Here is a 26,092-nt window from a genome sequence, read left to right on the forward strand (position 1 = left end):
GCGATGTCAGACATGTCGGGGATTGTCGACGACGGTCGGTGACGACGGAACGGTTCGCGGCGCAGTGCAGTAGTCGGAACGGCGACTACTGCATGCGGAGCGTGACACCATGGCTACACCTGCGGGCGACGGCGCGCGACGACCGTGACGCTGAGCGCCGTTCCGGCGGACCGGGCAGACTCGGAAGACCACCACCCGCCGTTGGGAAGGACCGCCCATGCGGATCGCCGTCGTCGCGACGTGCCTGGGGGACGCGATGTTCCCGCAGGCACCGATCGCGACGGTGCAGCTGCTCGAACGGCTCGGCCACGAGGTGGTCTTCCCGGCCGACCAGACCTGCTGCGGACAGATGCACGTCAACACCGGCTACCTGGACACGGCACTGCCGGTGGTGCGCCACCACGTCGAGGTGTTCGCTGGTGCCCTCGACGACGGGGTGGACGCGATCGTCGCGCCGTCGGGCTCGTGCGTGGGGTGTGTGCGCCACCAGCACGCGATGGTCGCGCGGCGGGCCGGCGACGAGGGGCTCGCGCAGGCGGCCGAGCACGGCGCGGCGCGGACCTACGAGCTCTCCGAGCTGCTGGTCGACGTGCTCGGGCTGACGGACGTCGGGGCCTACTACCCGCACCGCGTGACCTACCACCCGACGTGCCACTCGCTGCGGATGCTGCGGGTCGGGGACAAGCCGTTGCAGCTGCTGCGCCACGTGCGCGGCCTGCAGCTGGTGGAGCTGCCCGAGGCCGAGGTGTGCTGCGGCTTCGGGGGGACGTTCGCGGTGAAGAACGCCGAGACCTCGACGGCGATGCTGGCGGACAAGATGGCCAACGTGCTCTCGTCGCGGGCCGAGGTGTGCACCGCCGGCGACTCGTCGTGCCTCATGCACATCGGCGGGGGCCTGTCCCGGCTGCGCTCGGGCGTCCGGACGGTGCACCTGGCGGAGATCCTCGCCTCGACCGACGAGGGGGACGCCTCGGTGGACGCGGTGGTCGGCGGCGGGGCGGGGAGTCGTTCCACGCAGCGCACGGGCGAGGCCGCGGGAGCGGCCCACGGACACGGGGTGGCGCGATGACGACCGTCCAGCTGGGCATGCCGACCGTCGCGTCGGACCCGCACGGCCACCTGCGCGGCACCGAGTCGTTCCCGAAGGCCGCCCACAAGGCCCTCGCGGACACGCAGCTGCGCCGCAACCTCGGGCACGCGACGCGCACCATCCGGGCGAAGCGGGCCGCCGTCGTCGGCGAGGTCGACGACTGGGAGGAGCTGCGCCGGGCCGGGGAGTCGATCAAGGCCGACACCATGGCGCGCCTGCCCGAGCTGCTGGTCCAGCTCGAGGAGCAGGTCACCGCGCGCGGCGGGCACGTCCACTGGGCCCGGGACGCCGAGGAGGCCAACCGGATCGTCGTCGACCTCGTGCGCGGGACGGGCGCCGACGAGGTGGTCAAGGTCAAGTCGATGGCCACCCAGGAGACCGGGCTCAACGAGGCCCTCGAGGCGGCCGGGGTCGCGGCGTTCGAGACCGACCTGGCCGAGCTGATCGTGCAGCTCTCGCACGACCGACCGTCGCACTTCCTCGTCCCCGCGATCCACCGCAACCGCGCCGAGATCCGCGAGATCTTCCTGCGCGAGATGCCGGGCGTGGACCCGGCGCTCACCGACGAGCCCCGCCGGCTCGCGATGGCCGCCCGGGCGCACCTGCGGCGCAAGTTCCTGACGGCGAAGGTGGGCATCTCCGGCGTCAACTTCGCCGTCGCGGAGACCGGCACGTTGTCGGTGGTCGAGTCCGAGGGCAACGGCCGGATGTGCCTGACGCTGCCGGACACCCTCATCACGGTGATGGGCGTGGAGAAGGTCGTGCCCACGTGGTCCGACCTCGAGGTGTTCCTCCAGCTGCTCCCGCGGTCGTCCACCGGCGAGCGGATGAACCCCTACACGTCGACCTGGACCGGCGTGACCCCCGGCGACGGACCGCAGACCTTCCACCTCGTGCTGCTCGACAACGGCCGCTCGAACGTCCTCGCCTCGCCCGACGGACGGCAGGCCCTGCACTGCATCCGCTGCTCCGCGTGCCTGAACGTCTGCCCGGTCTACGAACGCACCGGCGGGCACGCCTACGGCTCGATCTACCCCGGGCCGATCGGGGCCGTGCTGTCCCCGCAGCTCACCGGCATCTCCGGTCCCGACGACGTCAACGCCTCGCTGCCGTACGCCTCCTCGCTGTGCGGGGCGTGCTTCGACGCCTGCCCGGTGCGCATCGACATCCCGCACCTGCTGGTGCAGCAGCGCGCGGAGGCGGTCGCGGCGCACACCCGACCGACCGCGCAGGACCTCACGATGCAGGCGATGGCGATCGCGATGACGACGCCCGCACGGTTCAAGTTCGCCGAGAAGGCCCTCGGGCTCGGCCGGGTCCTCGCCGGTCGGAAGGGTCGCATCACCGGCCTGCCGTGGCCGATGTCGGGATGGACGAACGCCCGCGACCTCCCGGCCCCGCCGCAGGAGACGTTCCGGCAGTGGTGGTCGCGCACCCACGGGGACACGCAGCGCAGCGGAGCCGGACCGTCGACCGGGGAGGACGCGTGACCGCCCGCGAGGAGGTGCTCGCCCGGCTCCGCGCCGCGCGGGAGGCCGGGAAGCCTGCGTCGCCCGTCGTCGTGACCCGGGAGTTCCGGACGACGGGCGCGCTCGCCCCGGGCAGCGCGGAGGTGCTCGCGCGGCTCGACGAGACGCTCACCGACTACAAGGCGACGGTGCACCGGGTCGACACCGAGGCCGGGGTGGCCGACGCCGTCGCGGGCGTGCTGAGCGAGGCGCGCAGCATCGTCGTGCCGCCGGGGCTGCCCGGTGAATGGCTCACCGGGTACGGCGGCGAGGTGCGCCGGGACGGCCCGCCGCTCGCGGTCGACGAGCTCGACGCGGTGGACGCCGTGATCACCGGAGCGGTCGTGGCGATCGCCGACACGGGGACGTTCGTCCTCGCCTCCGCCGCCTCCGACCAGGGTCGACGGGCGATCACGCTGGTCCCGGACCACCACGTGTGCGTGATCCGGGCGGCCGACGTCGTGTGCTCGGTGCCCGAGGCGATCGCCCGGCTGGACCCGTCGTCGCCGTTGACGTTCGTGTCCGGCCCGTCGGCGACGAGCGACATCGAGCTCGACCGCGTCGAGGGCGTGCACGGCCCACGGCGGCTCGACGTCGTGCTCGTCGGGCCCTAGAGACCGCGGACGAGGTCGATCGCGCGGCCGAGCGTGGTGAGGCGCTCGTCGAGGGTGTCGCCGGCGGGGTAGAGCCGCACGGTGTCGACCCCGGCGTCGGCCCACACCCGAAGACGGTCGCGGACCATGTCCTCGGTGCCGACCAGGGTCGTGGCCAGCACCATCTCGTCGGGCACCACGGCGGCCGCGCCGTCGCGGTCGCCCGCCTGCCAGCGTTCCCGGGCCGCCTCGGCCACCTCGGCGAAGCCCTGTCGGGCGTAGGCGTCGTGGTAGAAGTTCGTGCTCGCCGTGCCCATCCCGCCGAGGGAGAACGCGAGGCCCTTCTTCCGGGCCGCCACCATCGTCGTGAGCTCCTCGGGGGACTCGGCGAACGCGACCTCGGCGCCCTGGCAGACCGTGAGGTCCTTCCGCTCGCGCCCGGCCGTCGCGAGCCCGGCGTCGAGATGCTCGAGGTAGGCGGCCGCGCCCTCGGGGACGAAGCTGGTGCCCAGCCACCCGTCCGCGACCTCTCCGGTCAGGCGCAGCATCCGCGGGGAGAGCGACGCGACGTAGATCGGGATGTCGGGGTCCGCGCGCATCGAGAGGCGCATGGGTCGGCCCTCGCCGCCGGGGCGCGGGATCGCGATCGAGCGCCCGGTGAAGGACACCTTGTCGCCCGCGAACGCCTGGCGGATCACGGCGATCGTCTCGCGCATGCGGGTCAGCGGACGGGCGAACTCCGCGCCGTGCAGCCCCTCCACCACCTGCGGCCCGGAGGCGCCCAGCCCGAGCGAGAACCGCCCGCCGGAGAGCTCCGCGAGGGTCAGCGCGGCCTGGGCGATCGCCACCGGGGAGCGGGTCCCCAGCTGGATCACGCCGCTCCCGAGTCGCATCCGCTCCGTCCGCGCGGCGAGGAACCCGAGGACCGACGGCGCGTCGCTGCCCCACGCCTCGGCGACCCAGCACTCGTCGAGCCCGATCCGCTCGGCCTCGACGACGAAGGTGGCGAGGTCGGGATCCGACGCGGCCTCGACGGTGGTCGCGGTCCTCATGCGCGCTCGTCCGACGATTCGGCCTCCGCGCGGATGGCCTCGAGGGTGCGGGTGATCGCGGCCTCGAACTCGCGCAGCCGCACGAACACGATCTTCTGCTCCTTGTCCGGCATCGCGTCGATGGCCCGGCTCAGGCCCGACCGGCCCGGGCCCATGCGGGCGCGCTGGGTCAGCCGCGTGCCCCCGTCGTCGGGAACGAGGTCGAAGCTCCAGCGCGCGGACGGGGCGTCCTCGCCGTCCATCTCCCAGGCGAAGCGGCTCGGGGCGTCGCACTCGACGACCGTGCCCTCCACCGACCAGCGGCCGAGCGAGGGGTGCTCGTTGTGCCCGCGGAAGCGGGCGCCGGCGCCCGGCCCGTCACCCAGCCACGTCAGCGACTCGAGCTCGGTGCTGCGCGCCGGCATCCGCTCGAGCTCCGCGACGAGCGGCCAGACCCGCTCGGGCGGCGCGGCGATCCAGGTGTCCGCGGACACCTCGGGCTGGTCGGCGTAGCGCGCTCCGGTCCACTCCACGGACCGGAGCGTAGAGGGACTGAGTTGTCCCGTGCTACTCAGATGTGAAGTACCGCCGGGGGTTGTCGACCATCATCGTCGTGATCTGCGCGTCGGTGACCCCGGCGGCGCGCAGGGCGGGCAGGACGTCGCGGCTGATGTGCTCGTAGTGCCAGTTCGGCGCCGCCGCCCGGAGCGCCTGCTGCCCGTGGTCGCCCGCGTAGAAGTCGATGTAGCAGGACGCGTCGTGGGACAGCGCGATCCGGTCCGCGTAGCCCTCCGCGCACAGGGCGGCGACGGTGGCCACCCGGCGGTCGGTGGTGTTGAACTTGTCCAGCCCGAAGCGGTCGCAGCCCAGCGTGGCGCCGCGGTCGGCGAGCGAGCGCAGGTAGTCCAGGTCGTTCGAGTCGCCCGCGTGGCCGACCACGACCTTCGTCAGGTCGACGCCGTGGGCGGCGTAGAAGTCCAGGGCGAGCGTGCCGGTGCGGTGCGCCGAGTTGGTGTGGACCGTGATCGGGACACCGGTCTCGCGATGGGTGGCCGCGATCGCCCGGTGGATCCGGGCCTGGTCCGGCGTCAGACCGGCCTCCTCGACGACCCCCTTGAGCAGGGCCGCCCTGATGTCGGTCCCGCCGATGCCCTCGCGGACGTCACGCAGGAACATCGTGGTCAGGGGCTCCGGGCCGCCGAGCGGCGTCCCCGGTCCGAGGTTCTGCAGCTGCCGGGGGAGCTCGGCGAAGGTGTAGAGCCCCGTCGCCACCACGATGTTGAGGTCGACCCCGGCGTTCACCCGGGCCACGCGCGGCACGTAGCGGCCGAGCCCGACCACCGTCGGGTCCACGATCGTCTCCACCCCGAGGTCCCGCAGCCGGCGCAGCTTCGTGATCGCGTCCTCGACGCGCAGTTCCTCGTCCCAGTAGTCCGCCCCGTAGTTCGCGAGCAGGTCGGGGGTGAGGACGAAGACGTGCTCGTGCATGAGCGTCGTCCCGAGCTGCGAGGGATCCCGGTCTCCGCGCACGGTGGCCACCATCCGGCCATCGTCGCGCGGCCGGTGCGGAGCCGCTCGGCGGTGCGGAGCCGCTCGGCGGTGCCTAGCCGCTCGGCGGTGCGGAGCCGCTCAGCGGTGCCGGGCGGCGAGGGTGAGCAGGCGGCGCAGTCGTCCGGCGAGCGCGTCCTTGGACAGCGGCGGCTCGGCGCGGGCGGCGAGCTCGGGAAGGCCGAGGTCGGGGTGCGCGAGCCGCAGCCGGCCCGCCTCGGCGAGGGGGCCGGGGACCGCGATCCCGGCCCGCTCCAGCGTCGCGAAGGCCTCCGCCACCGCCGCTCCCGCGCGGGAGGCCGCGACGAGGGCCCGGGCGTCGTTCGGGGACTCCGGGGCCTCGGCGTCCTCCGCGTCGGCGAACCCCGCGACCTCGGCGGCGGCCCGCCCTCCGCAGGTGGTCAGCAGGAGGGCGGCCTCGGCCGGGTCGGTCACCACGAGTCGGGTGCCGGCCCCCGGGCGTCGGGCCCGGACGCCGAGCCGCAGGCCCAGCTCGGCGAGGGCCAGGGCGGCGCCGGGGGCGGGGCAGTCGAGGGTCACGGCGTGGTCGCCCACGGTGCCGCGGGCCAGGAGGGCGCCCCGCCAGGTCGCGATCGCGCCGGGCAGCGAGCCGCCGGTGAGCCACTCCGGGGGCGCGGCGAGCGCACGGCCCCGGTTGTCGACGACGCCCAGGCGCACGGCCAGCGGGTCGCCGGACCCCGTGTCCGGACCGACCTCCACCCGCCAGCGACCGCGCGCCGTGTCGCCCTGCACCGTGCCGTCGGCCGCGCCGAGCCGGGTGAGCAGGGAGACCAGGCGGGAGGCCGCTTGGGGGGTGTCGAGGTCCGTGGCCAGGGCGCCGTGGCGGTGGCGGGTCCCGGCCCAGCGCACGATCGCGGCCGCCTCGGCCCCGGCGTCGCGGTCCCGGGCCGGCGGGGCGACCGCGGCGAGGGCGGTGACGACGGCATGGGTGCGCGCCGAGCGGACGGGGGCGGGAGCGGGCGTGTCGTGCCGACCGACCGTGCTCATCCACCCGCCTCCTCGTCGGTCCGTCGCGCTGCAGGGGCTCACCGCAGCGTCACACACGAGAACGCGCGACGGTCGGGCGGGCTATGGCCCACGCGACGGCGTCGGGATCCACCCGATGGAGTCGTCAGGGCCCGGAGCGACACCCTGCGGGGTGATCCGCGGCGTCCCCGGGCGACGACGCTGGGCCGACCGTGCGGTGCGCCACGCGGGGCCGCATCGCCCGTTCCGGGCGTGGTCGTCACCCCGCGCCGCCGACCCACTCGATCGGTGGATCACCCTCCCGTGCCGGAGGCGCGACGGGTCCCCGATCCGCGTCCCCGGCGCGGCTATACCTGGACCGTCCGTGATCGACCGTCCCCGGAGAGGCCGCCGCCCGTTGACCGTCACGCCCATCTTCGACGACCTCGTGGCGAGCCGGGCCGCGGCCGTGGCGCCGTCGGCGCGGGGGACCACCGGGCAGCCCCGTCGGTCCTTACGGCCGGGCGCCGTGGTGGGGTCCGCCGCCTTCGGGCGCGGGTGCCTGGAGTCCGACGTCGTGGCCGAGGGCGGTCCCGACGACGAGGTCACGCGGCTGCTCGAGGGCGCGCGCCGGGAGGCCGTCGCGCTCGGTCGCCCCTGGGTGGACAGCGTGCACCTGCTGCTGGCGGCGGTGCGGGCCGGTGGCGACGTCGGGCGGGCCTTCGGGATGCGCGGGGTGGGCCCGGCGGTCCTGCTGGCGGCGCTGGACGACGCCGGGGCCGACACCGCCGACGACCTGGTCGGCGGGGACCCCGTGCGCCCCGCGCTGAGCTCGGTGGCCCGCACGGTGCTGCATCGGGCCGCCCACCGCGCGGCCCGGGCCGACCGGGCGGTCACCGCGGCCGAGCTGGCCGTGGCGGTGGCCCGCACCGGGCGCGTCGCCGACCTGCTGGGTCGGCTCGGCGTGGACTCCGACGACCTCGACGACCTCGCCGACGCCCTCGCGGCCACGGCGCCCCTCGCGACGCCGGAGGTGGGCACGCCGCCGCGGCGGGTGCCGGTCCCGGTGGGGGTCGTGGCGCCCGTGGGGGTGGTCGCCCCGGTGTCGGTGATGCGGCCGGTTCCCGCGGCCGTGGTCGGCGAGGACCACGTCGCGGGCGTCCCGGCGTGAGCGCCGTCTAGGGCCGGTAGGCGAGCAGCCGGACGCCGAGCGCGGTCTCGACGCGCCGGACCTCCGCGAGCTGGGCCTCCGACAGCTCGGCGAACGGGCTCTCGGGCTCGTAGGCCACGACGGGCGTCCCGAGGGACTCCTCGAGACGACGGACGTCCGCCAGGGCGGTCTCGTCGAGGGCGGCGGGGCGGAGTTCGGGGCTGGTCATGCGGTCCTCCTCGGGTGCACCTGGAGCTGCGATACCCCGGAACCGCACACGTGACGCGGATGACACGGACGGGTCGCTCACCGGCGGTCGGAGCGCGGCAACGAGCGCACCAGCGGCAGCACGCGCGCCGGCACCCGCTCGGTCAACGAGATCTCCGACTGCGTCCGTTCGACGCCGGGCGACGCCAGCACGCCCTGGATGACCTGCTCCAGGTGCGCGTTGTCGCGCGCGACCACCCGGACCCACAGGTCGCCGTCACCGGTGATCGAGTGCGCCTCGGTGACCTCCGGGATCGACGCCAGGTGCCCGGCCACGGCGTCGAGGCGGCCCTGCGCGATGTGCAGGGTGACGAAGGCGAGGACGCCGTAGCCGAGCGCCTCCGGGGCGATCCGGGGGGCGAAGCCGGTGATGACACCGGCCTCCTGCAGCCGTTCGAACCGTGCCTGCACGGTGCCGCGCGCGACCCCGAGGGTGCGGGCGTGCTCCCGCAGGCCCACGCGGGGCCGTTCGAGCAGCGCGAGGAGCAGGGCGCGGTCGAGGTCGTCCAGGGTCATCGAGGTCCCCCCGCTGGTCCAACGGTCCGCTCGTGGCCGGGTTCGATCACGGTCTGCTGGACCACTGGCCCAGTACAGCAGAGATGGCTTGGACCACTGGCGAGTAGGTGGCTAACTTCATCGACCATCCGAGCACGAACGCTCGGGCGGTCCGGCGTCGGTCACCCCGACGGCGGGTCCGCCCCGGTCCCCGATCGGAGGTCGCCACCATGACCCTCGACCTTCCGGCCCGCCCCGCACCCCGCGTGGCGCCCCCGGCCCCCGCCGCCCGGCCGTTCTCGCTGCGCGACCGCTACACCGAGACCGACGGCACCGTGGCGCTCACCGGGGTCCAGGCCCTGGTGCGGCTGCCGATGGACCAGCGGCGCGCCGACGCCGCGGCCGGCCTGCGCACCGGGGGTTACGTCTCGGGCTACGAGGGCTCGCCGCTCGCGGGCTACGACCTCGAGCTCGCCCGGCAGCGGGACCTGCTCGACGCGCTCGGCGTCGTCTTCGCCCCCGGGCTGAACGAGGAGATCGCGCTGACCGCCGTCCAGGGCGGGCAGCTCGCCCCGTCCACCGGTGCGCTGCGCGCGGACGTGGCGGACGGCGTCACCGGCTACTGGTACGGCAAGGCGCCCGGCCTCGACCGCGCCACCGACGCGCTGCGGCACGCCAACCTCTCCGGGACCTCGCGGTACGGCGGCGCCCTGGCGATCGTCGGTGACGACCCGGCCGCGAAGTCCTCGTCGGTCCCCTGCGCCTCGGAGGCCGCCCTCGCCGACATGGCGCTGCCGGTGCTCTACCCGGCCGACGTGCAGGACGTCCTCGACCTCGGCCGGCACGCGGTGGAGCTCTCCCGCGTCTCGGGGCTCTGGGTCGGCGTCAAGATGGTGACCGCGGTGGCCGACGGCTCCGGGACCGCGGTCGTCGCGCCGGACCGGCTCCTCCCGGTGATCCCGGACCTCACCTTCGACGGCCGGGAGTTCCGCCACGAGCCGCACGCGAAGCTCCTCGGCCCGCGCCTCGCGCCGCTCGAGCGCGACCTGCACGCGAAGCGCCTCGTCATCGCCCGCCGGTACGCGGCGGCGAACGGGCTGAACACCATCGTCGGCTCCGGCCCCGCGCGGATCGGGATCGTCGCGGCCGGCAAGTCCTGGCTCGACCTGCGGCAGGCCCTCACCACCCTCGGGCTCGACGACCGCGAGCTCGCCCGCCGCGGGGTCCGGCTGCTGCGCGTCGGCATGCCCTGGCCGCTCGAGGGCGGGATCGTCGACCGCTTCGCCGACGGGCTCGACGAGATCGTGGTCGTCGAGGAGAAGCGGGCCTTCCTCGAGACCCAGATCAAGGACCGCCTCTACGGCCGGACCGGGGCGCCCGCGGTGCACGGCAAGCGCACCCCCGACGGGCGTCCGCTGTTCGCCGAGCACGGCGACCTCGACCCGGACGCGGTCGCGAAGGGCCTGGCGACGCGACTCGTCGGCATCCCGGGCGTCGAGGCCTGGGCCGAGACCCGTCGTCGGGAACGGACCCGGATCGACCTCCCGCTCGCGGGGGCGACCCGCAACCCGTACTTCTGCTCCGGCTGCCCGCACAACACCTCGACGACGACCGCGCCCGAGGGCTCGCTGGTCGGCGCCGGCATCGGCTGCCACACGATGGTCATGCTGATGCCGGAGGCCCAGGTCGGCGAGGTCACCGGCATCACGCAGATGGGCGGCGAGGGCGCGCACTGGCTCGGCACGGAGCCGTTCGCCGACCCGGCGAAGGCCTCGCACTGGGTGCAGAACATGGGCGACGGCACGTTCCACCACTCCGGCAGCCTCATGGTCCGTGCGGCCGTCGCGGCGGGCGCGCACGTGACGTTCCGCCTGCTGCGCAACGGCGCCGCGGCGATGACCGGCGGGCAGGACGCCGTCGGTGAGCTCTCGATGCCGCAGCTCGTACGGGTGCTGCTCGACGAGGGCGTCGCGCGGGTGATCGTGACGACGGAGGACGTGTCCCGCTACCGCCGGGTGCGGCTGGCGAAGGGTGTCGTCGTCTGGGACCGCTCGCGCATCGACGAGGCGCAGGAGCTGCTCGCGGCCACGCCCGGCGTCACGGTGCTGATCCACGACCAGGAGTGCGCGGCGCAGAAGCGGCGCAAGCGCAAGCGCGGGACGCTGGCCGACCCGACCACCCGCGTCGTCATCAACGAGCGCGTGTGCGAGGGCTGCGGCGACTGCGGACAGACCTCGAACTGCCTGTCGGTGACGCCGGTCGACACCGAGTTCGGGCGCAAGACCCGCATCCACCAGGCGTCGTGCAACAAGGACTACTCCTGCCTCGACGGCGACTGCCCGGCCTTCACGGTCGTCGAGCCCGGCGGGGACCGGGACACCGCGACCGTCGGGCCGCTGGCCGCCGAGGTGCTGGGAGAGCCGGCGCGGACCGTGCCCGACGACGCCGTGGTGCGGCTGGCCGGGATCGGCGGCACCGGGGTCACGACGATCGCGCAGGTGCTCGCGGCCGCGGCGCGGATCGCGGGGCGCCCGACGCGCGGGCTCGACCAGACCGGGCTCGCCCAGAAGGGCGGCGCGGTCGTCTCCGACGTCAAGATCGGCGACGGCGAGCTGGCCGGGCGCGCGGCGGAGGGGGAGTGCGACCTCTACCTCGGCGCCGACCTGCTCGTCGCGGCCGACCCGACGTACCTGAAGGCCGCCTCGTCGTCCCGCACGGTCGGCGTCGTCTCGAGCGCGAAGATCCCGACGGGCGACCAGGTGGTCGACCCGACGGTGACCTACCCGCCGGTGGACGCGGTGCTGGGCCGAATCCGGTCCGCGGTGCGTGCCGACGTGGGCGCGGTGCTCGACGCCCGGGCGCTCGCCGAGGCGCTGTTCGGCGACGACCAGTTCGCGCTGTCGATGCTCCTCGGCGCCGCGTACCAGCTCGGGGCGCTGCCGCTCCCGGCGTCCGCGGTCGAGGCGGCGTTCGAGCTCAACGGGGCCGCGGTGGAGAAGAACCTGCAGGCGTTCCGGCGGGGCCGGCAGTCGGTGGCGGACCCGACCGCATTCGCCGCGGTGGTCGAGGCGGTGACCCGTCCGGCGTCGGACGGTGTCCCCGGGCTCACGACGGCGGGTGCGGCGGCCGCGGCGGAGATCGTCGCGTCGATCGGTGCGCCGGCCGGGTCCGAGCTGGAGCGGCTCGTCGGGATCCGGGTGCCGGAGCTGGTGGCCTACCAGGACGCGGCGTACGCCCGGTCCTACGCCGAGGTGGTCGGGGGGCTGGTCGACGGTCCTCCCGCGCTCGCCGAGGCGGTGGCCGTCGGGCTGCACAAGCTGATGGCCTACAAGGACGAGTACGAGGTCGCACGGCTGTCCCTGGACCCCGCGTTCGGGGTCTCGGTCCGGGCGGAGTTCGGGGCCGACAGCCGTATCTCGTGGAAGCTGCACCCGCCGTCGCTGCGGGCGATGGGGCTGCGCCGGAAGCTGACGCTCGGCCCGTGGTTCCGGCCGGGCTACGTGTCGCTGCGCGCGATGCGTCGTCTCCGGGGCACGCCGCTCGACCCGTTCGGGCGCGCCGAGGTCCGGCGGGTGGAGCGGGAACTCGTGGCCGAGTACCGGGCGCTCGTGCCGCGGCTGGTGGAGCTCGCCGCGACCGGTGCGGTGGACCGGGCGGTGGCGATCGCGTCGCTGCCCGACATGGTCCGCGGCTACGAGGACGTCAAGCTCGCGAACGTCGCGCGCTACCGGGAGGCGCTCGCGGCCTCGTGAGCGAGGCCGCACCACCGGGCCCGCAGGGCCCGGCCCAGCGGCTCGACGTCGTCGTCCCAGGACGCCCCGGCCAGCATCGGGGCGTCCTGCCAGGCCGCCCGGCCGCCGAACAGGAACGGCAGTTCGATCGCGTGGCAGGCGCCGAGCCCGGAGTCCGGGGCGCCCCAGGTGAAGCGGTAGGTGCTCACGGTGGTGCCGGCCGCGGCGGCGCGGGTCGCCAGGCGTTGGGCGGGCGCACCGAACACGCGGTGCGTGGCGAGGCGGGAGCCCAGCCCGACCGCCGTCGGGAATCGGCGTTCGAGACGCCGGAGCCCGGGGGCGATGCGGATGAAGGTGTTCGCCTCGTCGGCGGTCGACCCGATGATCATCGGGTGCCCGGAGTGCGCGGCGGCCACCCACGGGTCGCGCGCGGCCACCCCGACCAGCGGTGCGACACCCGCGACCGGCGTGAACGCGGGCGCGGAGTTGATCCCGCCGGGGCCGGCGTGGCGCACCATCGCCCGCCGTTGGGCCTCGAGCAGGTCGTCGATCGGCACGGTCCGGGGGTCGGCGCCGGCGAGGGCGTCGCGCACGTACCCGGCGACCCGCGCGGCGGTGCGCCCGGTGCCGAGACCCAGCCCGAGCTGCCCGGACTGCAGGATCACCCGGTGGAACAGCGGCCGCAGCTCCGGGGCGCCCATGAGACAGGCGATGGCGTGCGCGCCGGCGGACTCGCCGACGAGCGTGACCGCGTCCGGGTCGCCGCCGAAGGCCCCGACGTGCTCACGGATCCACCGCAGCGCCGCCGCGAGGTCGGCGAGGCCGAGGTTGCCGGGCGCGACGCCCGACATCCGCAGCCACCCCAGGATGCCGAGCCGGTAGCCGACGCTCACCGCGACGACGCGGCCCTCCCGCACGAGGCGGGCCGTGTCGTACCAGGCGAGGTCCACCCCGCCGATCACGTAGGCGCCGCCGTGGATCCACACCAACACCGGCAGCCGCTCGTCCGGCCGGAGATCCGCCGGGGCGCGCACCGTCAGCCGCAGGCAGTCCTCGTCCTGGCCGAGGTCGTCGGCGTTCGACGGGCCGGCGATCGCGTCCATGCGCGACGCGAGCTGCGGGCACTGCGGTCCGGGCGTGCGCGCGTCCCGGGTCCCGCTCCACGCGGGCTCCGGCTCGGGCGCGCCGAAGCGCTCGGCGCGGGCGAAGCGCAGCCCGAGGAACTCCACGACCCCGCCGTCGGGATGCAGGCGCCCCCGGACCGCCCCGGACGGCGTCACGACGACGGGTGCCTCGGCCCCGGTCGTGACGGTCACGGCTGCGCGTCCCGCGTCGAACGCGAGCCGTGGTCGGTGCGGTCGGTGCGGCCGGTGCCGTCGGTGCGGTCGGTGCCGTCGCGGTCGGTCCCGTCGTCCGGGTGGTCCCCGTTCGAGCGGCCGGAACCGCCGGTCCCGTGGTCGCCGGCGCCCTCGAACCGGTCGTCCTCGTCGTCGGCCTCGATCACCTGGGGCTCGTCCTCCCGGGCGCGGGTCTCCCGCTCCCACTCCTCCTCCCGGCGTCGCCGGAAGGCGGTCTCCTCGTCGTCGTAGCCCGTCCCGTCGTCCTGCTCGGACGGTGAGGGCTCGTAGTACTCGGTGTACTCGGCGTCGACGATGTCGTCGTGGTCGCGCGAGGCGGTCGACATGACGCGGGTGTCGTGCTGCCCGTCGTCGTCCGGGGCCACGTCGTCGACGGCGTCGGGATCGTCGTCGGGCTCGGGGTCCAGGTCGTCGTCGAACCCGCCCGGGTCGGAGCGCCAGGAGCGTTCGTCCTCCTCCAGGCGCTCCCGGGCCCGCTGTCCCAGGTACAGCCCGCCGCCGGCGAGGGCGCACAGCAGGCCGAACACGGCGATGCCCACGGACTTCATGAGCACGGCCGTGATCAGCGCGACGACCCCGAAGGCCGCCCAGGCGATCCCGATGACGACGAGCTTCGGGGTCGGGCCCTCGCGGCGCGGGGACCCGAACAGCCCGCCGTCGGTCGTCACGTGTGGAAACCCTCCCGGGTCGCCCGGTCGACCGAGGCCTGGACCTCCTTCTCGGCCGCGGCGCGGCCCACCCACTCGTGGCCCTCGACCTTCTTGTCGGGCTCGAGCGCCTTGTAGACCTCGAAGAAGTGCTGGATCTCCATGCGGTGGTACTGGTCGAGGTGGTGAATGTCGCGCAGGTGCTCCAGGCGCGGGTCGTCCACCGGCACGCACAGGACCTTGTCGTCGCCGCCGGCCTCGTCGGTCATGCGGAACATGCCGATGGCGCGGCTGCGCACCAGGCAGCCCGGGAAGGTCGGCTCCTGGACGAGGACGAGCGCGTCGAGCGGATCGCCGTCCTGCCCGAGGGTGTCCTCGATGAAGCCGTAGTCCGCCGGGTACTGCGTGGCGGTGAACAGCGTCCGGTCGAGCCGGAGCTTGCCGGACTCGTGGTCCAGCTCGTACTTGTTGCGGCTGCCCCGAGGTACCTCGACGAAGACGTCGAAATCCACGACCTACCCCTCTCGGTCACCGACGGTGGGTGGTCAGTGTGGCGGGTGTGACCCCACCGGGCCACCCCGGGCGGGTCAGGTGCGGTCCTCCCCGATCGACCGGCCCAGCCGATACCCCAGATCGGCCGCGGCGGGCCGGCCGGCGGGGTCGAGGGCCGCACGGCCGGGACCGGCGAGGTAGTCCGGGTCGGGGCCGATCACGACGAGCTCGGCGCCGGTCTCCCGCAGGTGCGCGAGCTCGTCGTCGAGCGGGCGCGTCCCGGCGCCCCCGGCCGCGGGGAAGGGGACGAGCACCACGACGCGGTCGTGGCCGGCGGCCAGGGTGGCGTGGCAGAGCGACGCGATCCCGCCGTCCATGAACAGCCGGTCGCCGATCGGGACGACCGGCCACACGCCGGGCACCGCGCAGCTCGCGGCCACGGCGTCGTCGAGCGCGACGCCCGCGGCGGCGTCGAACACGACGAGCTCGCCGGAGTGCGCGTCGACGGCGGTGACCCGCAGGGGCGTCGCGGGCCAGTCGTGCACGGGCAGCCGGGCGGCCACGGCGGCACGGCGCTCGTCCGAGACCGAACGGTCCACGCCGAGGGCCAGCTCGCCCACGCCGCGGCGGGCCTCGAGCGGATCGTCCGACGACGCGGCCGCCATCCGCTCGACGAGCGCGTCGAGGTCGACGTCGCGGGGCATTTCGGTGGTCGAGGGCGCGTGCTGGGCGGCGAGGGCGTCGGCGAGGTCCCAGCCCGGGCCGGTGTCGGCGGCCGCGGCCACGAGGGTGCCGACGACCGAGCCGGCCGAGGTCCCGACGACGAGGGCGGGCGCGTCGAGTGCGGCGGCCGACGGGCCCCCGGCAGCACGCAGCCCGGCCAGGACGCCGATCTCCCAGGCGATGCCGGTGACTCCACCGCCGCCGAGGACCAGGGCCGTCCGACCGGGCTGCTGTGCCGCACTCATGCGGGCGTGTCTATCAGGCCTGCTTGATCGCGGAGATGTCGAACTCGAGGCCGACCTTGTCGCTCACCAGCACGCCACCGGTCTCCAGCGCGGCGTTGAAGGTGATGCCGTAGTCCTTGCGGTTGATCGTGGTCGAGCCCTCGAAGCCAGCGCGCTCGTTGCCGAACGGGTCCTTCGCGACGCCGTTCTGCTCGAAGTCGATGGTGATCGAGTTGGTGACGTCGCGGATCGTGAGGTCACCGGTGATGCGCCAGACGTCGTCGCCGGCCTTCTCGACGGCGGTCGAGCGGAAGGTGATCTCCGGGTAGACCTCGACGTTGAGGAAGTCGCCGCTCTTGACGTGGCCGTCGCGCTGCTCCTGGCTGGAGTCGAAGCTCGCGGCGGCGATGATGATCTCGGTGGAGGACGCGGCCGGGTTCGCCTCGTCGATCACGGCGGTGCCGCGGAACTCCCCGAACGAACCCCGCACCTTCGTCACCATCGCGTGGCGGGCGGTGAAGCCGATCCGGCTGTGCGCCGGGTCGATCTGGTACGAGCCGGCCAGGGTCAGCTGCGGGGCGGTGGTCTCGGTCATGGTGTTCTCCAGACGCTTGAAGCATCAACTGATAGGTCTGAGCCTAGCACTCACGCTTCAAGCTTCAAGTGTTGGGGGTGTGTCGTGGGCCTCGTGGCCCACGACGGGATCAGGCGGCGACGGTCTCGGAGGCCGCGACCTCGACCGGGCCGGCCCAGCGGGCTCGCAGCCGGGTCGCGAACGCCGTCGCGCCGACGCCGAGCACGCGGACGACGAGCCGGTCGCCGGCCAGGCCGGTGGCGCTGGCGGCGAAGCGGGCGACCGCCTCGACGTCCCAGGCGCGGGCCCGGATCGGCACGACCACCTGGACGGAGGTCGTCGCGAGCAGCACGGCGAGGGCCTGCGCGGTGGCCGGCCAGTGCCGTGGCGCCGGGGCGCCCGCACTGGCGGCGGGCACGAGGACGGCGTCGGCGCCGGCCCGCTCGGCCGCCCGCGCCTCGTCGAGCATCGCGTCGAGGTCACGGCTCCCGCCGACGGGGTCGACCAGTCCGTGGTGGACCGGGTCGAGGGCGACGACGACGGGGGTGGGCACGCTGACAGCGGTCATGGCGGGGTGAGGTCCTTCGAGGGAGTGGTCGCGGAGCGGACGTCAGGTGACGTCGACGGGGACGTCAGGCGCTCGGGCGACAGAACTCGTCGAAGGCGTCGAGGCGGCGGCTCGGCCAGAACCGCTCGAGATCGACGATGCCCACACGCAGTTCCTACACCGACGACCGCCTCCGGTGCCAGTCTTGGTGCGGTGATCCACCACGCGCCCCTCGACGACATGACCCCGCGCGACCTCCACGACGTGCTCGCCCTGCGCGTCGCGGTCTTCGTGGTCGAACAGGAGTGCGCCTACCCCGAGATCGACGGCCGGGACCCCGAGGCCGAGCACTGGTGGTCGCGGGCGGCCGACGGCGCGCTGACCGCCTGCCTGCGGGTCCTGGCCGAGCCCGACGGCACGACCCGCATCGGCCGGGTCGTCTCGGCGCCGGCGGTGCGCGGGACCGGGGCGGGTGCGGCGCTGTTCGCGGCCGCGCTGGCGACGCTGCCCGGACCGGTGGTGCTCGGGGCCCAGGTCCGCTCGCAGGGGTTCTACGAGCGGTTCGGGTTCGCGGTGTCGGGGCCGGGCTACGACGAGGACGGCATCCCGCACGTGCCGATGCTCAGGAGGGCCACAGCCGACGCTCAGTCGCCGGGCGGATCGTCGGGGACGTGCTCACCGTCCTGCTCTTCCTCCTCGTCGTCGGCGGACTGATCGCCCTCGCGATCGGCCGCCGGTCCGGGCGGCCCACCGGAGCCGGCCCCGTCGACCCCGTCGGTGCGGCGGACGCCGAGGCCGAGGCCCGCCGCTGGTACGACCGCCTCGGCGGCCAGGTCCTCGCCCTGTCCGGCACCGACGAGCCGTCCCGCCAGGCCCTCGCCGACGCCTCCGAGCGGTACACCGCGGCCGGCTCCCAGCTCGCGACCGCCTCGACGCCGGCGCAGTGGCGACTGGTGGGCGACACCGCGCTCGAAGGCCTGCACTTCGTGCGCGCCGCGCGGACGGCCCTGGGCATGGACCCGGGCCCGGACCTGCCGTCGGGCGCCGACCGCGCGCGGGCCGGGGAGCTCACGGGCGACCGGTCCGTCGACGTCGGGGGTCGCACCGTCACCGGCTCGCCCGACCCGTCGGCCCGCAACGCGCACTACTACCCGGGTGGCACCGTCGCGGGTCGTCCGGTCGCGGCCGGGTGGTACTCCGAGCCGTGGTGGAAGCCGATGCTGCTCGGCGGGGTAGGTGCGGTCGGCGGTGTACTGCTCGCCGACGCCCTCGTCTCCGGCTTCGGGGGTGGCTTCGGGGGTGTTCCCGACGGCGGGTGGGGCGGCCCGGGTTGGGACAACGGCGGCTGGGACGGTGGCGGTCTGGACGGCGGCTGGGCCGGTGGCGGCTGGGCCGGTGGCGGCTGGGACACCGGGGGCTGGTGAACCCGCCGCTGACGTGCGGCTGACCTGCGCTTGACCCGCTCCGGGGCGCCTGCGGAGGCTTCGGGTGGGCGACTTCGCAGAGTGATTACGGGGCTACTTTTCGCGACCGTCCGGGCGGGTTGGCCGCCCGGCGTCGGGGAGAGGAGCTCGTCATGACGAGCACGTTCCGCAGGATCACCGTCGCGGCCGGACTCGTGGCTGCCGCCTCCGTGGGAGCCGTCGGGGTCGCGAACGCCGCACCGGTGGCGCCCGCGCCGCACGGCGGCACCACGACCACGACCGCACCCGTGGCGCCGGCCGGCCACCACGCCGCCCACGCCACGAAGGGGCACGCGACGCAGGCTCCGGCCACGCAGGCTCCGGCCACGAAGGCTCCGGCGACCAAGGCTCCGGCCACCAAGGCTCCGGCCACGAAGGTCCCGGCCGCGACGGGGCACGTCACGAAGGCGCACGCCACGAAGCTCGGCGCGCAGCACCTGCCGGCGGCGCACCACGGGGTCACCACCCACCGCTGAGCCGGGACGCTCCACCCGCCCGGTGCCTTGTCACCGTGATACACAGCGACAAGGCATCGGGCGAGGGCCGGGTTCGTGCGGCCGGCGCGTGGGTGCGTGGCCCCGTCGACGCACCCAGTGACATCGACGGGCCATTCCTGTCCGCGAGGCGGCCCGTGGCGTGCGGCCGGCGCCTGGGTGGGTGGCTCCTCCGGCGCACCCCGTGACATCGACGGGCGATTCCTGTCGACGGGGAGGGCCGCTACCGCAGGGCCGGGGCGTCCCAGAGCACGGCGCCGACCGCCTCGGTCCGGGACGGCCCGTCGAGCTCGGCGACCGACAGCAGCGCGAGGTAGTCGACGATCCCGGCCGCGAGCTCCCGGGCGTCCGACCCCACCACCCGGCCGGCCTCGTCGAGGAGCAGGAGCCCGCCGTCGGTGCCCTCGCCCAGCGGCCACCGGTCGTCCTGCTCGCGGCCGCGCCAGAGGGCGACGGCGTGGTCGAGCCGGCAGAACGTGCGGGCGGGGAAGAGGACCGGGCCGCCCGTGTCGGCCGGGGACTCCTGGCCGTCGGTGATCGCGTAGAGCGCGCGCACCGGGTCGGGCAGCGCGTACCCGACGGTCTGTTCGGCCGCCGCGATCGACGAGGGTGCGGCTCCGGGACGCAGGACCGGCGTCGGGTCCCAGCCCCGTGTGCGCAGGATGCCGAGCCAGCGGGTCCAGGCCACGCGCAGCTCGTCGTCGGGAACACCCCCGCGCGCGCTGCCGCGCGGGAAGGAGCTGAGGGGCTGCCGTCCGTTCGTCACCGGTCGCCCTCCTCCCGGCCCGCCGACTCGTCGTCGACGAACCGCAGCAGCTCGCCCATGCCGTCCGGCGCGGTGCCCTGCACGAAGCGGACGCCCTGCGACGAGCCGTCGTCGGCGTCGACGGTCACCTCGTAGGAGAAGCCGTCGCGCACCGCCGGAGCGACCGGACCGGAGCGCTCCCGGAACGAGCACCTCGCCACGACCGAACGGAGCCGTTCGGTGCGGGCGTCGTCGAGCTCGGCGTCGTCGACGACCGTCGTCACCACCCGCCCGGCGATCCCGCCCCCGCGCACCACGGTGACCCTCATCGTGGGTCCGGGGTGGGGACGACCTTGACCGCGTCCCAGCCGCCGCGCACCGCGTCCTGCTCGCGCGAGCCGTCGCCGTACCGCTCCCCGGCGACCGCGATGGTGGCGGCCGCCGCGTCCGCGAACTGCGCGTTCGCGCGCAGCCGCTCGGTGAGCACGGTGTACCAGACCGGGCCGACCGTCTCCCAGGCGTTGCCCCCGAGGGTGCGGGCGGCCTCGGCGAAGGCGCGGTTCGGGATGCCGGAGTTGATGTGCACCCCGCCGTTGTCGTTGCGGGGGTCGTCGTCGACGGGGAGCTCCCGGTAGGCGTCCATGTCGGCGGGCTGGTCGTCGCCGGAGTACGCGGTGCCGGGGGCGAGCATGCTGCGCAGCGCCTTCCCGAGCGACGGCTCCAGTGCGCCCTCGCCGATCAGCCAGTCCGACGTGGCGGCGTCGATCCCGCCCGCGCGCTGTTTGACGAGGATCCCGAAGACGTCGGAGAACGACTCGTTGAGCGCGCCGCTCTGCGCCTCGTAGACGAGGTTCGCCGTGTACTGGGTGACCCCGTGCGTCAGCTCGTGGGCGATGACGTCGAGCGAGCGGGTGAGGGCGCCCGCGACGAAGGTGCCGCCCCCGCCGTCGCCGTAGACCATCTGCTCGCCGGTCCAGAACGCGTTGTCGTAACGCTGCCCGAAGTGCACCGAGGACACGAGGTCCAGCCCGCGCCCGTCGACCGACTCGCGCGCGAACACGTCGCGGTAGAAGGCGACCGTGGTCGCGGCGTTGTCGTACGCCTCGTTGACCGCGATGTCCGCCGACGGCGGGTCGCCGTCCGTCCGCACCTGACGGCCGGGCAGCGCCGACTCCTCGCCGCCCTCGACGTCGAACACCGTGTTGGCCGTGACGCCGGGCCGGTCCGGCGGCACCGCCCCGCCCTGCTCGCGCAGGGCCCGCGCCACCGCGATCCGGCGGCTCCGGAGGCGCTCGGTGACCCGGACCGTCTCCAGCGCCGCCTCGCGGGCGGACTCCGACCCGGCGTCCGCGAGCCGCAGCAGGAGGGACGGGGGTGCGATCGCGCACAGGTGCATGGCCCGCAATGTTCCACAGCCCCCCGACACCGGGGCACCGCTGTTCGGGAGGCCGCTAGGCGGTACCGGCCGTAACACGAACCGATCTCCCCGTTCCGGTTCCGTAGCGTGGGGAAACGTGGTGGGCTCTCCGGCCGACTGGACGATCGACCGTCTGGCGGCGCACGCCGGCATGACGGTGCGGAACGTCCGCGCGCACGCGGCCCGCGGCCTGCTCCCCCCGCCGCGCATGCAGGGCCGGACCGGGTTCTACGGCTCGGACCACCTCGCCCGGCTCGACCTCATCACCCACCTGCAGGGCGAGGGCTTCTCGCTCGCCGCCATCGAGCGGCTCGTCGAGGCCACCCCCAGCCAGTCCGCCGAGCGCGCGCTCTCCCAGTACCTGGAGATGCTGACGCCGTGGCGCGCCGAGCCGCCGGTGGAGCTCACCCGCGAGGAGTTCACCTCCTGGGTCGGCGGCGAGCCCGCGTCGTTCACCGCGCTCGTCGAGGCCGGCATGGTCGAGGAGCTCGACGGCGACCGGGTCCGGGTGCACAGCCCCGAGATGGTGCGCGCGGGCGTCGAGGCGGCGGGTCTCGGGCTCCCGGTCGAGGCGCTCCTGCGGACCCGCCAGGCCGTGCTCGCCCACCTCGACGACGTCGCCGACGGCTTCGTCGACCTCTTCCGTCGCACCGTGTGGCAGGAGTTCGTCGGCGCCGGCCTCCCGCCGGAACGGCTGGACGACGTGCGGCACGCCGTGACCAACCTGCAGCCGATCGCCGCCCGCACGGTGATGTCGGCGTTCCGCGAGACCATGCCGCGCGCCGTCGGCGAGCTGGTCCGCGAGGCCTCGCAGGTGCTCGAGGACGGCGGCGGGGAACCCATGTGACATCTCGTGATGTCATATGACACGCGAGCATGTTTTGATCTGTCTCACAGGGGACATCCCCGCGCCACACTCCCGGTTCACCCGCCGGGACGCAGCGCGCGGTCGGTCAGTGGCGATACGGAGGCGGTCGTGAACGAGACGTCGGCAAAGCTCCCCCGACCGGTCCAACGGTTGCGGAACGCGGCCGCCCGCTTCACCACCCCGCTGTTACCGGACGACTACCTGACCCTGCTCAACCCGCTGTGGTCCGCCCGCGAGCTCCGGGGCAGGGTCGTCAAGGTCGTGCAGGAGACCGACGACGCCGCCACGTTGGTCATCAAGCCGGGCTGGGGCTGGTCGTTCGACCACCAGGCCGGGCAGTACGTCGGCATCGCCGTGCAGGTCGACGGGCGCTTCCACTGGCGGTCGTACTCGCTCACCTCGCCGCCCAAGCGCGACGCGGGGCACCTGTCGGTGACGGTCAAGGCGCAGCCCGAGGGCTTCCTGTCCCAGCACCTGGTGCGCGGCGTCGCCCCCGGCACGATCGTCCGGCTCGCGCCCCCGCAGGGCGACTTCGTCCTCCCCGACCCGCCGCCCAAGAAGATCCTCTTCCTGACGGCGGGCTCCGGTATCACGCCGATCATGGCCTTCCTCCGCACGCTGGACCGGCGGTCGTCCATGCCGGACGTCGTCGTGGTCCACTCCGCGCCCGACCCGGAGCACTTCCTGTTCTCCGACGAGCTCGACGACCTCGACCGGCGCTACGACTCGGTGACGGTGGTCCGCCGCCACACCCAGGAGGAGGGCCACCTCGACCTGGACGCGCTGCACGAGGTGTGCGCGGACTGGAAGGAACGCGCCGCCTGGGTGTGCGGACCGAACGAGATGCTCGACGACGCCGAGCGGGTGTGGTCCGAGGCCGGACTCGACGACAACCTGCACGTCGAGCGGTTCTCCGCGAACCTCGCGGGCGGCGAGGCCGAGGGTGGCACGGTGACCTTCTCGGCCTCCGACACCGAGATCGAGATCGACGGTGCGACGACGCTGCTCGAGGCCGGCGAGCAGGGCGGTCTGCAACTGCCCTTCGGGTGCCGCATGGGCATCTGTCACACCTGCGTCGTCCCGCTGCGTGACGGCGTGGTGCGCGACCTGCGTGACGGCACCGAGCACCGGGCCGACGGCTCCGGTGGTCAGAGCTGGGACGCCGTGAAGATCCAGACCTGTGTCACGGCTGCGGCCGGCGACTGCGTCATCGACGCGTGAGAAGTACGACCGCACGACCGATCAGCACCGAGGAGGACCGTCGTGGCCATCCGTGACGTCAAGGAGTTCGCCCACCTCACCGAGGCCGACGTGGAGGCGCTGGGTCGGGAGTTCGACCAGATCCGCGCCGACATCGAGGAGTCGCGCAACGACAAGGACGCCGCCTACATCCGTCGGTTGATCACCATCCAGCGGCGGCTCAACGTGGCCGCCCGCGTGATGATGTTCGGCAGCAACCGCCGTGAGCTGTGGTGGGCGGGTGCCCTGACCCTCGGCGTGGCCAAGATCCTCGAGAACATGGAGATCGGCCACAACGTCATGCACGGCGAGTGGGACTGGATGAACGATCCGGAGATCCACTCGTCGACGTGGGAGTGGGACAACGTCTGCCCCGCCGACCAGTGGAAGCACTCCCACAACTACCTGCACCACACGTACACGAACGTGATCGGCAAGGACAAGGACGTGGGGTACGAGATCCTCCGCGTCCGCTCCGACCAGCCGTGGCACCCGTACTACCTGACGCAGCCCGTGGTGAACGCGCTGCTCATGACGTTCTTCGAGTACGGCGTCTCGCTGCACGACCTCGACATCGACGGCCTCGTCAAGATGCGCCTCGAGAACCCCGAGGAGTTCAAGCAGAAGTTCCTGGACATCCTGCGCAAGCAGGCCCGCCAGGCCGGCAAGGACTACGTGCTGTTCCCGGCGCTCACCGGCCCGAACTTCGCGTCGACGGTGTCCGCGAACTTCACCGCGAACATCATCCGCAACGTGTGGTCCTACGCGATCATCTTCTGCGGGCACTTCCCCGACGGCGCCGAGGTCTTCACCGAGGAGGAGCTGGAGAACGAGACGCAGGGCGAGTGGTACCTGCGCCAGCTGCTCGGCTCGGCCAACTTCACCGGCAACCGCCTGATGCACATCATGTCGGGGTCGCTCGGCTACCAGATCGAGCACCACCTGTTCCCCGACCTGCCCTCGAACCGCTACCCCGAGATCGCCGAGCGGGTCACGGCGCTGTGCGAGAAGTACGAGCTGCCCTACACCACCGGGTCGTTCCCGAAGCAGTTCTGGCAGGCCACGCGGTCGATCTGGCGGCTGTCGCTGCCGGCCAGGAAGATCCGTGAGGCCAACCAGAAGCGTCTCGAGGCCGGGCTGCCGCGCCAGCGGGGCAAGATCACGCCGCAGGGTGCGGAGAACTCCTCGGTCGCTCCGGCGCCGTCGTCGACGCCCGGCCACCCGACCTCGGTCTCGCCGGCCAGCCAGACGTGAGCACCGCCGGGCCGAGCCCGGCACACCGCGACCTGCAACGACGCACCAAGGTCGTCCTCGGTGCGTTCGTGGTGGTCGCCAACGTGGTGGGAGCGGCGGTGGTGCTCGCCCTCGCGGGGTGGGTGCTGCCGACGCGCTCGCTGGTCACCGACGTCGCGGGGGCCGTCACGACCAACGTGGCGGTCTTCGCGGCGTACCTCGTCGTCGCGGTCGTCGTCGGCGTGGTCTGGGGCATCTCCTGGGTCCGCGTCCCCCGCCCTCCCGACGGCGGGGCGTCCCCGTCCCGCTGGCAGCGGCACCGACGGGCGACCCGCCGGGTCGTCCTCCGGGTGCCGACCCGGCTCGCCGTCGTACAGGCCGTGTCGTGGCTGCTGGCCGTCCCGCTGTTCGCGGGCATGAACGCGCTCTGGTCGCTCCGGCTCGCCCTCGTCGTCGCGTGCGTGGTGGCGCTCGGCGGTCTCGCCACGGTCGCCGTCGCCTACCGGCTCTCCGAGCTCGCCCTGCGTCGCGAGGTCGCCCGCGTGCTCGCCCACGAGCCGCCCAGCGGCTACCGGCTCTCCGGCGTGGGCGTGCGCTCCGTCGGCGGTTGGGTCCTGGGCACCGGCGTCCCGGCGCTCGGCGTCGCCCTGGTCGCCGCGACGAGCCTGCTCGTCCCGGAGCAGTACACGGTGCGCTCGCTCGGGCTCGCCGTGCTCGTGCTGACGCTCATCGCCCTGGTCGTGGGGTTCGGGCTCAACGCCCTGACCGCCGCGTCGATCGCCGGGCCGGTGGTGGCGGTCCGCCGGGCCCTCGGCCGGGTGGAGGACGGCGACCTCGACGTGACCGTGGCGGTCACGGACGCCACGGAGCTGGGGCTGCTGCAGGCCGGGTTCAACACCATGGCGGGCGGCCTGCGCGAGCGCGACCGCATCCGGGCGCTCTTCGGCCGGCACGTCGGCGAGGAGGTCGCCCGGGCCGCGCTGGAGGGCGAGCTCGAGCTCGGCGGGGAGGTGCGCGAGGTCGCGGTGCTGTTCGTCGACCTCGTCGGCTCCACGCGGATGGCCGTCGACCGGCCGCCGACCGAGGTCGTGGAACTGCTCAACACGTTCTTCGCCGAGGTGGTCGACGCCGTCGAGGCCCACCACGGCTGGATCAACAAGTTCGAGGGCGACGCGGCGCTCGCCGTGTTCGGCACGCCGAGCGACCTGGCCGACCCGGCCGGGTGCGCCCTCGCCGCCGCCCGGGACCTCGCCGCCCGCCTGGACGCCCTGGACGCGGTGTCGGCCGGCATCGGGGTGTCCGCGGGGCAGGCCGTCGCGGGCAACATCGGCGACGCCCGGCGCTACGAGTACACCGTCATCGGCGACCCGGTGAACGAGGCCGCGCGGCTCACCGACCTGGCCAAGACGGTGCCCGGCTGCGTCGCGGCCTCCGGTGCCGCGCTGACCCGGGCCGGGGCGCAGGAGCGGGCCCGCTGGCAGGTCGTCGGCCTGGCGGCGCTGCGCGGCCGGCACGAGGAGACCGAGTACTCGGCCCCTGCGGACCGCCTCGCCGCGCACGAGGCCTGCGAGCCCGACGCGGCCCGACCCGGCGTCGGGAAGGGGCAGGATCTCGCGGCGCAGGCGTGACCCGGTCGGGTCGATCCCGCCACAGATCGTCCTCGGGTGGCCCCGTGGTGCTTACGCTCGG

The 26,092-nt window shown here is 74.5% G+C and carries 27 protein-coding genes; 12 read left to right on the top strand and 15 right to left on the bottom strand.

All coding sequences use genetic code 11. The features are described 5' to 3' along the window. Nucleotides 1–217 precede the first annotated feature (217 nt). From BJ983_RS24715 to BJ983_RS24725, 3 genes are read left to right on the top strand one after another with little or no spacing between them, the layout of a single operon-like run. Nucleotides 218–1,069, top strand: a complete 852-nt coding sequence (locus BJ983_RS24715; protein WP_179796236.1) for a (Fe-S)-binding protein — start codon at nucleotides 218–220, stop codon at nucleotides 1,067–1,069. Next, nucleotides 1,066–2,580, top strand: a complete 1,515-nt coding sequence (locus BJ983_RS24720) for a LutB/LldF family L-lactate oxidation iron-sulfur protein (RefSeq protein WP_179796237.1) — start codon at nucleotides 1,066–1,068, stop codon at nucleotides 2,578–2,580. Before BJ983_RS24715 ends, BJ983_RS24720 begins: the two co-directional genes overlap by 4 nt. Next, complete coding sequence (locus BJ983_RS24725; RefSeq protein ID WP_179791920.1) at nucleotides 2,577–3,212, top strand: LUD domain-containing protein; 636 nt, start codon at nucleotides 2,577–2,579, stop codon at nucleotides 3,210–3,212. The genes BJ983_RS24720 and BJ983_RS24725 overlap by 4 nt, the downstream gene beginning before the upstream one ends. On the opposite strand, the gene BJ983_RS24730 is transcribed toward BJ983_RS24725, so the two are convergent. The 4 genes from BJ983_RS24730 to BJ983_RS24745 all read right to left on the bottom strand — a co-directional run bounded on the left by BJ983_RS24730 (nucleotide 3,209) and on the right by BJ983_RS24745 (nucleotide 6,778). Further along, entirely contained in the window at nucleotides 3,209–4,243 is a 1,035-nt protein-coding gene (locus BJ983_RS24730) for an LLM class flavin-dependent oxidoreductase (RefSeq protein WP_179796238.1), read from the bottom strand. The genes BJ983_RS24725 and BJ983_RS24730 overlap by 4 nt on opposite strands. Continuing rightward, a complete protein-coding gene (locus BJ983_RS24735; RefSeq protein ID WP_179796239.1) occupies nucleotides 4,240–4,755 on the bottom strand; it encodes an SRPBCC family protein in 516 nt (171 codons plus the stop codon). The genes BJ983_RS24730 and BJ983_RS24735 overlap by 4 nt, the downstream gene beginning before the upstream one ends. Before the next feature lie 34 nt (nucleotides 4,756–4,789). Continuing rightward, nucleotides 4,790–5,764, bottom strand: coding sequence for a phosphotriesterase family protein (locus tag BJ983_RS24740; protein ID WP_179796240.1), 975 nt, complete (start codon nucleotides 5,762–5,764; stop codon nucleotides 4,790–4,792). An 87-nt stretch (nucleotides 5,765–5,851) separates the two neighbouring features. Continuing rightward, nucleotides 5,852–6,778: a helix-turn-helix domain-containing protein gene (locus BJ983_RS24745; RefSeq protein WP_179796241.1), complete on the bottom strand. Its 927-nt coding sequence runs from the start codon at nucleotides 6,776–6,778 to the stop codon at nucleotides 5,852–5,854. A 376-nt stretch (nucleotides 6,779–7,154) separates the two neighbouring features. Between BJ983_RS24745 and BJ983_RS24750 the strand changes: the two genes are divergently transcribed. After that, nucleotides 7,155–7,907: a Clp protease N-terminal domain-containing protein gene (locus BJ983_RS24750; RefSeq protein WP_179796242.1), complete on the top strand. Its 753-nt coding sequence runs from the start codon at nucleotides 7,155–7,157 to the stop codon at nucleotides 7,905–7,907. A 7-nt stretch (nucleotides 7,908–7,914) separates the two neighbouring features. Here the strand turns inward: BJ983_RS24750 and BJ983_RS24755 are convergent, their stop codons facing one another. Further along, the gene (locus BJ983_RS24755; RefSeq protein ID WP_179796243.1) at nucleotides 7,915–8,115 is read right to left on the bottom strand and encodes a hypothetical protein; all 201 of its coding nucleotides are present in this window, start codon (nucleotides 8,113–8,115) and stop codon (nucleotides 7,915–7,917) included. A gap of 77 nt (nucleotides 8,116–8,192) precedes the next feature. After that, a complete protein-coding gene (locus BJ983_RS24760) occupies nucleotides 8,193–8,669 on the bottom strand; it encodes an Lrp/AsnC family transcriptional regulator (RefSeq protein WP_179796244.1) in 477 nt (158 codons plus the stop codon). A 209-nt stretch (nucleotides 8,670–8,878) separates the two neighbouring features. Between BJ983_RS24760 and BJ983_RS24765 the strand changes: the two genes are divergently transcribed. Beyond that, on the top strand, nucleotides 8,879–12,400 hold the full coding sequence (locus tag BJ983_RS24765; RefSeq protein ID WP_179796245.1) for an indolepyruvate ferredoxin oxidoreductase family protein: 3,522 nt from the start codon (nucleotides 8,879–8,881) through the stop codon (nucleotides 12,398–12,400). On the opposite strand, the gene BJ983_RS24770 is transcribed toward BJ983_RS24765, so the two are convergent. From BJ983_RS24770 to BJ983_RS24795, 6 genes are all read right to left on the bottom strand, one after another. Next, nucleotides 12,373–13,695 (bottom strand): carboxylesterase family protein, encoded by a 1,323-nt coding sequence (locus BJ983_RS24770; RefSeq protein ID WP_179796246.1) that lies wholly within the window; start codon nucleotides 13,693–13,695, stop codon nucleotides 12,373–12,375. The genes BJ983_RS24765 and BJ983_RS24770 overlap by 28 nt on opposite strands. Then, nucleotides 13,692–14,405 (bottom strand): hypothetical protein, encoded by a 714-nt coding sequence (locus BJ983_RS32545; RefSeq protein WP_179796247.1) that lies wholly within the window; start codon nucleotides 14,403–14,405, stop codon nucleotides 13,692–13,694. The genes BJ983_RS24770 and BJ983_RS32545 overlap by 4 nt, the downstream gene beginning before the upstream one ends. Continuing rightward, nucleotides 14,402–14,896 carry an inorganic diphosphatase gene (locus tag BJ983_RS24780; RefSeq protein ID WP_179796248.1) on the bottom strand — a complete coding sequence of 165 codons (495 nt, stop codon included), beginning with the start codon at nucleotides 14,894–14,896 and terminating at the stop codon, nucleotides 14,402–14,404. Before BJ983_RS24780 ends, BJ983_RS32545 begins: the two co-directional genes overlap by 4 nt. Before the next feature lie 75 nt (nucleotides 14,897–14,971). After that, nucleotides 14,972–15,844 (bottom strand): patatin-like phospholipase family protein, encoded by an 873-nt coding sequence (locus BJ983_RS24785; RefSeq protein ID WP_179796249.1) that lies wholly within the window; start codon nucleotides 15,842–15,844, stop codon nucleotides 14,972–14,974. Between the two features lie 13 nt (nucleotides 15,845–15,857). After that, nucleotides 15,858–16,418: a YceI family protein gene (locus tag BJ983_RS24790; protein ID WP_179796250.1), complete on the bottom strand. Its 561-nt coding sequence runs from the start codon at nucleotides 16,416–16,418 to the stop codon at nucleotides 15,858–15,860. A 109-nt stretch (nucleotides 16,419–16,527) separates the two neighbouring features. Then, the gene (locus BJ983_RS24795; protein ID WP_179796251.1) at nucleotides 16,528–16,965 is read right to left on the bottom strand and encodes an LLM class flavin-dependent oxidoreductase; all 438 of its coding nucleotides are present in this window, start codon (nucleotides 16,963–16,965) and stop codon (nucleotides 16,528–16,530) included. 192 nt (nucleotides 16,966–17,157) lie between these two features. Here BJ983_RS24795 and BJ983_RS24800 point away from each other — a divergent pair, with 192 nt between their 5' ends. The 3 genes from BJ983_RS24800 (at nucleotide 17,158) to BJ983_RS24810 (ending at nucleotide 18,883) form a co-directional block, all read left to right on the top strand. Then, complete coding sequence (locus BJ983_RS24800; protein ID WP_343054340.1) at nucleotides 17,158–17,658, top strand: GNAT family N-acetyltransferase; 501 nt, start codon at nucleotides 17,158–17,160, stop codon at nucleotides 17,656–17,658. After that, on the top strand, nucleotides 17,616–18,368 hold the full coding sequence (locus BJ983_RS24805) for a hypothetical protein (RefSeq protein ID WP_343054341.1): 753 nt from the start codon (nucleotides 17,616–17,618) through the stop codon (nucleotides 18,366–18,368). The genes BJ983_RS24800 and BJ983_RS24805 overlap by 43 nt, the downstream gene beginning before the upstream one ends. Before the next feature lie 152 nt (nucleotides 18,369–18,520). Then, nucleotides 18,521–18,883 carry a hypothetical protein gene (locus BJ983_RS24810; protein WP_179796252.1) on the top strand — a complete coding sequence of 121 codons (363 nt, stop codon included), beginning with the start codon at nucleotides 18,521–18,523 and terminating at the stop codon, nucleotides 18,881–18,883. Between the two features lie 241 nt (nucleotides 18,884–19,124). On the opposite strand, the gene BJ983_RS24815 is transcribed toward BJ983_RS24810, so the two are convergent. The 3 genes from BJ983_RS24815 to BJ983_RS24825 are packed head-to-tail and all read right to left on the bottom strand — an operon-like array spanning nucleotide 19,125 to nucleotide 21,042. Further along, a complete protein-coding gene (locus BJ983_RS24815; RefSeq protein ID WP_179796253.1) occupies nucleotides 19,125–19,667 on the bottom strand; it encodes an SMI1/KNR4 family protein in 543 nt (180 codons plus the stop codon). Then, nucleotides 19,664–19,975, bottom strand: coding sequence for a protealysin inhibitor emfourin (locus BJ983_RS24820; RefSeq protein ID WP_179796254.1), 312 nt, complete (start codon nucleotides 19,973–19,975; stop codon nucleotides 19,664–19,666). The genes BJ983_RS24815 and BJ983_RS24820 overlap by 4 nt, the downstream gene beginning before the upstream one ends. Further along, on the bottom strand, nucleotides 19,972–21,042 hold the full coding sequence (locus tag BJ983_RS24825; protein ID WP_179796255.1) for a M4 family metallopeptidase: 1,071 nt from the start codon (nucleotides 21,040–21,042) through the stop codon (nucleotides 19,972–19,974). The genes BJ983_RS24820 and BJ983_RS24825 overlap by 4 nt, the downstream gene beginning before the upstream one ends. A 118-nt stretch (nucleotides 21,043–21,160) precedes the next feature. Here BJ983_RS24825 and BJ983_RS24830 point away from each other — a divergent pair, with 118 nt between their 5' ends. The 4 genes from BJ983_RS24830 to BJ983_RS24845 all read left to right on the top strand — a co-directional run bounded on the left by BJ983_RS24830 (nucleotide 21,161) and on the right by BJ983_RS24845 (nucleotide 26,031). After that, nucleotides 21,161–21,910 (top strand): MerR family transcriptional regulator, encoded by a 750-nt coding sequence (locus tag BJ983_RS24830; protein WP_179796256.1) that lies wholly within the window; start codon nucleotides 21,161–21,163, stop codon nucleotides 21,908–21,910. A gap of 129 nt (nucleotides 21,911–22,039) precedes the next feature. Next, nucleotides 22,040–23,152 (top strand): 2Fe-2S iron-sulfur cluster-binding protein, encoded by a 1,113-nt coding sequence (locus BJ983_RS24835; protein WP_179796257.1) that lies wholly within the window; start codon nucleotides 22,040–22,042, stop codon nucleotides 23,150–23,152. A 42-nt stretch (nucleotides 23,153–23,194) separates the two neighbouring features. Further along, nucleotides 23,195–24,424 (top strand): fatty acid desaturase, encoded by a 1,230-nt coding sequence (locus tag BJ983_RS24840; protein ID WP_179796258.1) that lies wholly within the window; start codon nucleotides 23,195–23,197, stop codon nucleotides 24,422–24,424. After that, complete coding sequence (locus tag BJ983_RS24845) at nucleotides 24,421–26,031, top strand: adenylate/guanylate cyclase domain-containing protein (RefSeq protein ID WP_343054342.1); 1,611 nt, start codon at nucleotides 24,421–24,423, stop codon at nucleotides 26,029–26,031. The genes BJ983_RS24840 and BJ983_RS24845 overlap by 4 nt, the downstream gene beginning before the upstream one ends. Nucleotides 26,032–26,092: the final 61 nt, after the last annotated feature.

The sequence above is a fragment of the Actinomycetospora corticicola genome (assembly GCF_013409505.1).
GTDB lineage: Bacteria > Actinomycetota > Actinomycetes > Mycobacteriales > Pseudonocardiaceae > Actinomycetospora > Actinomycetospora corticicola.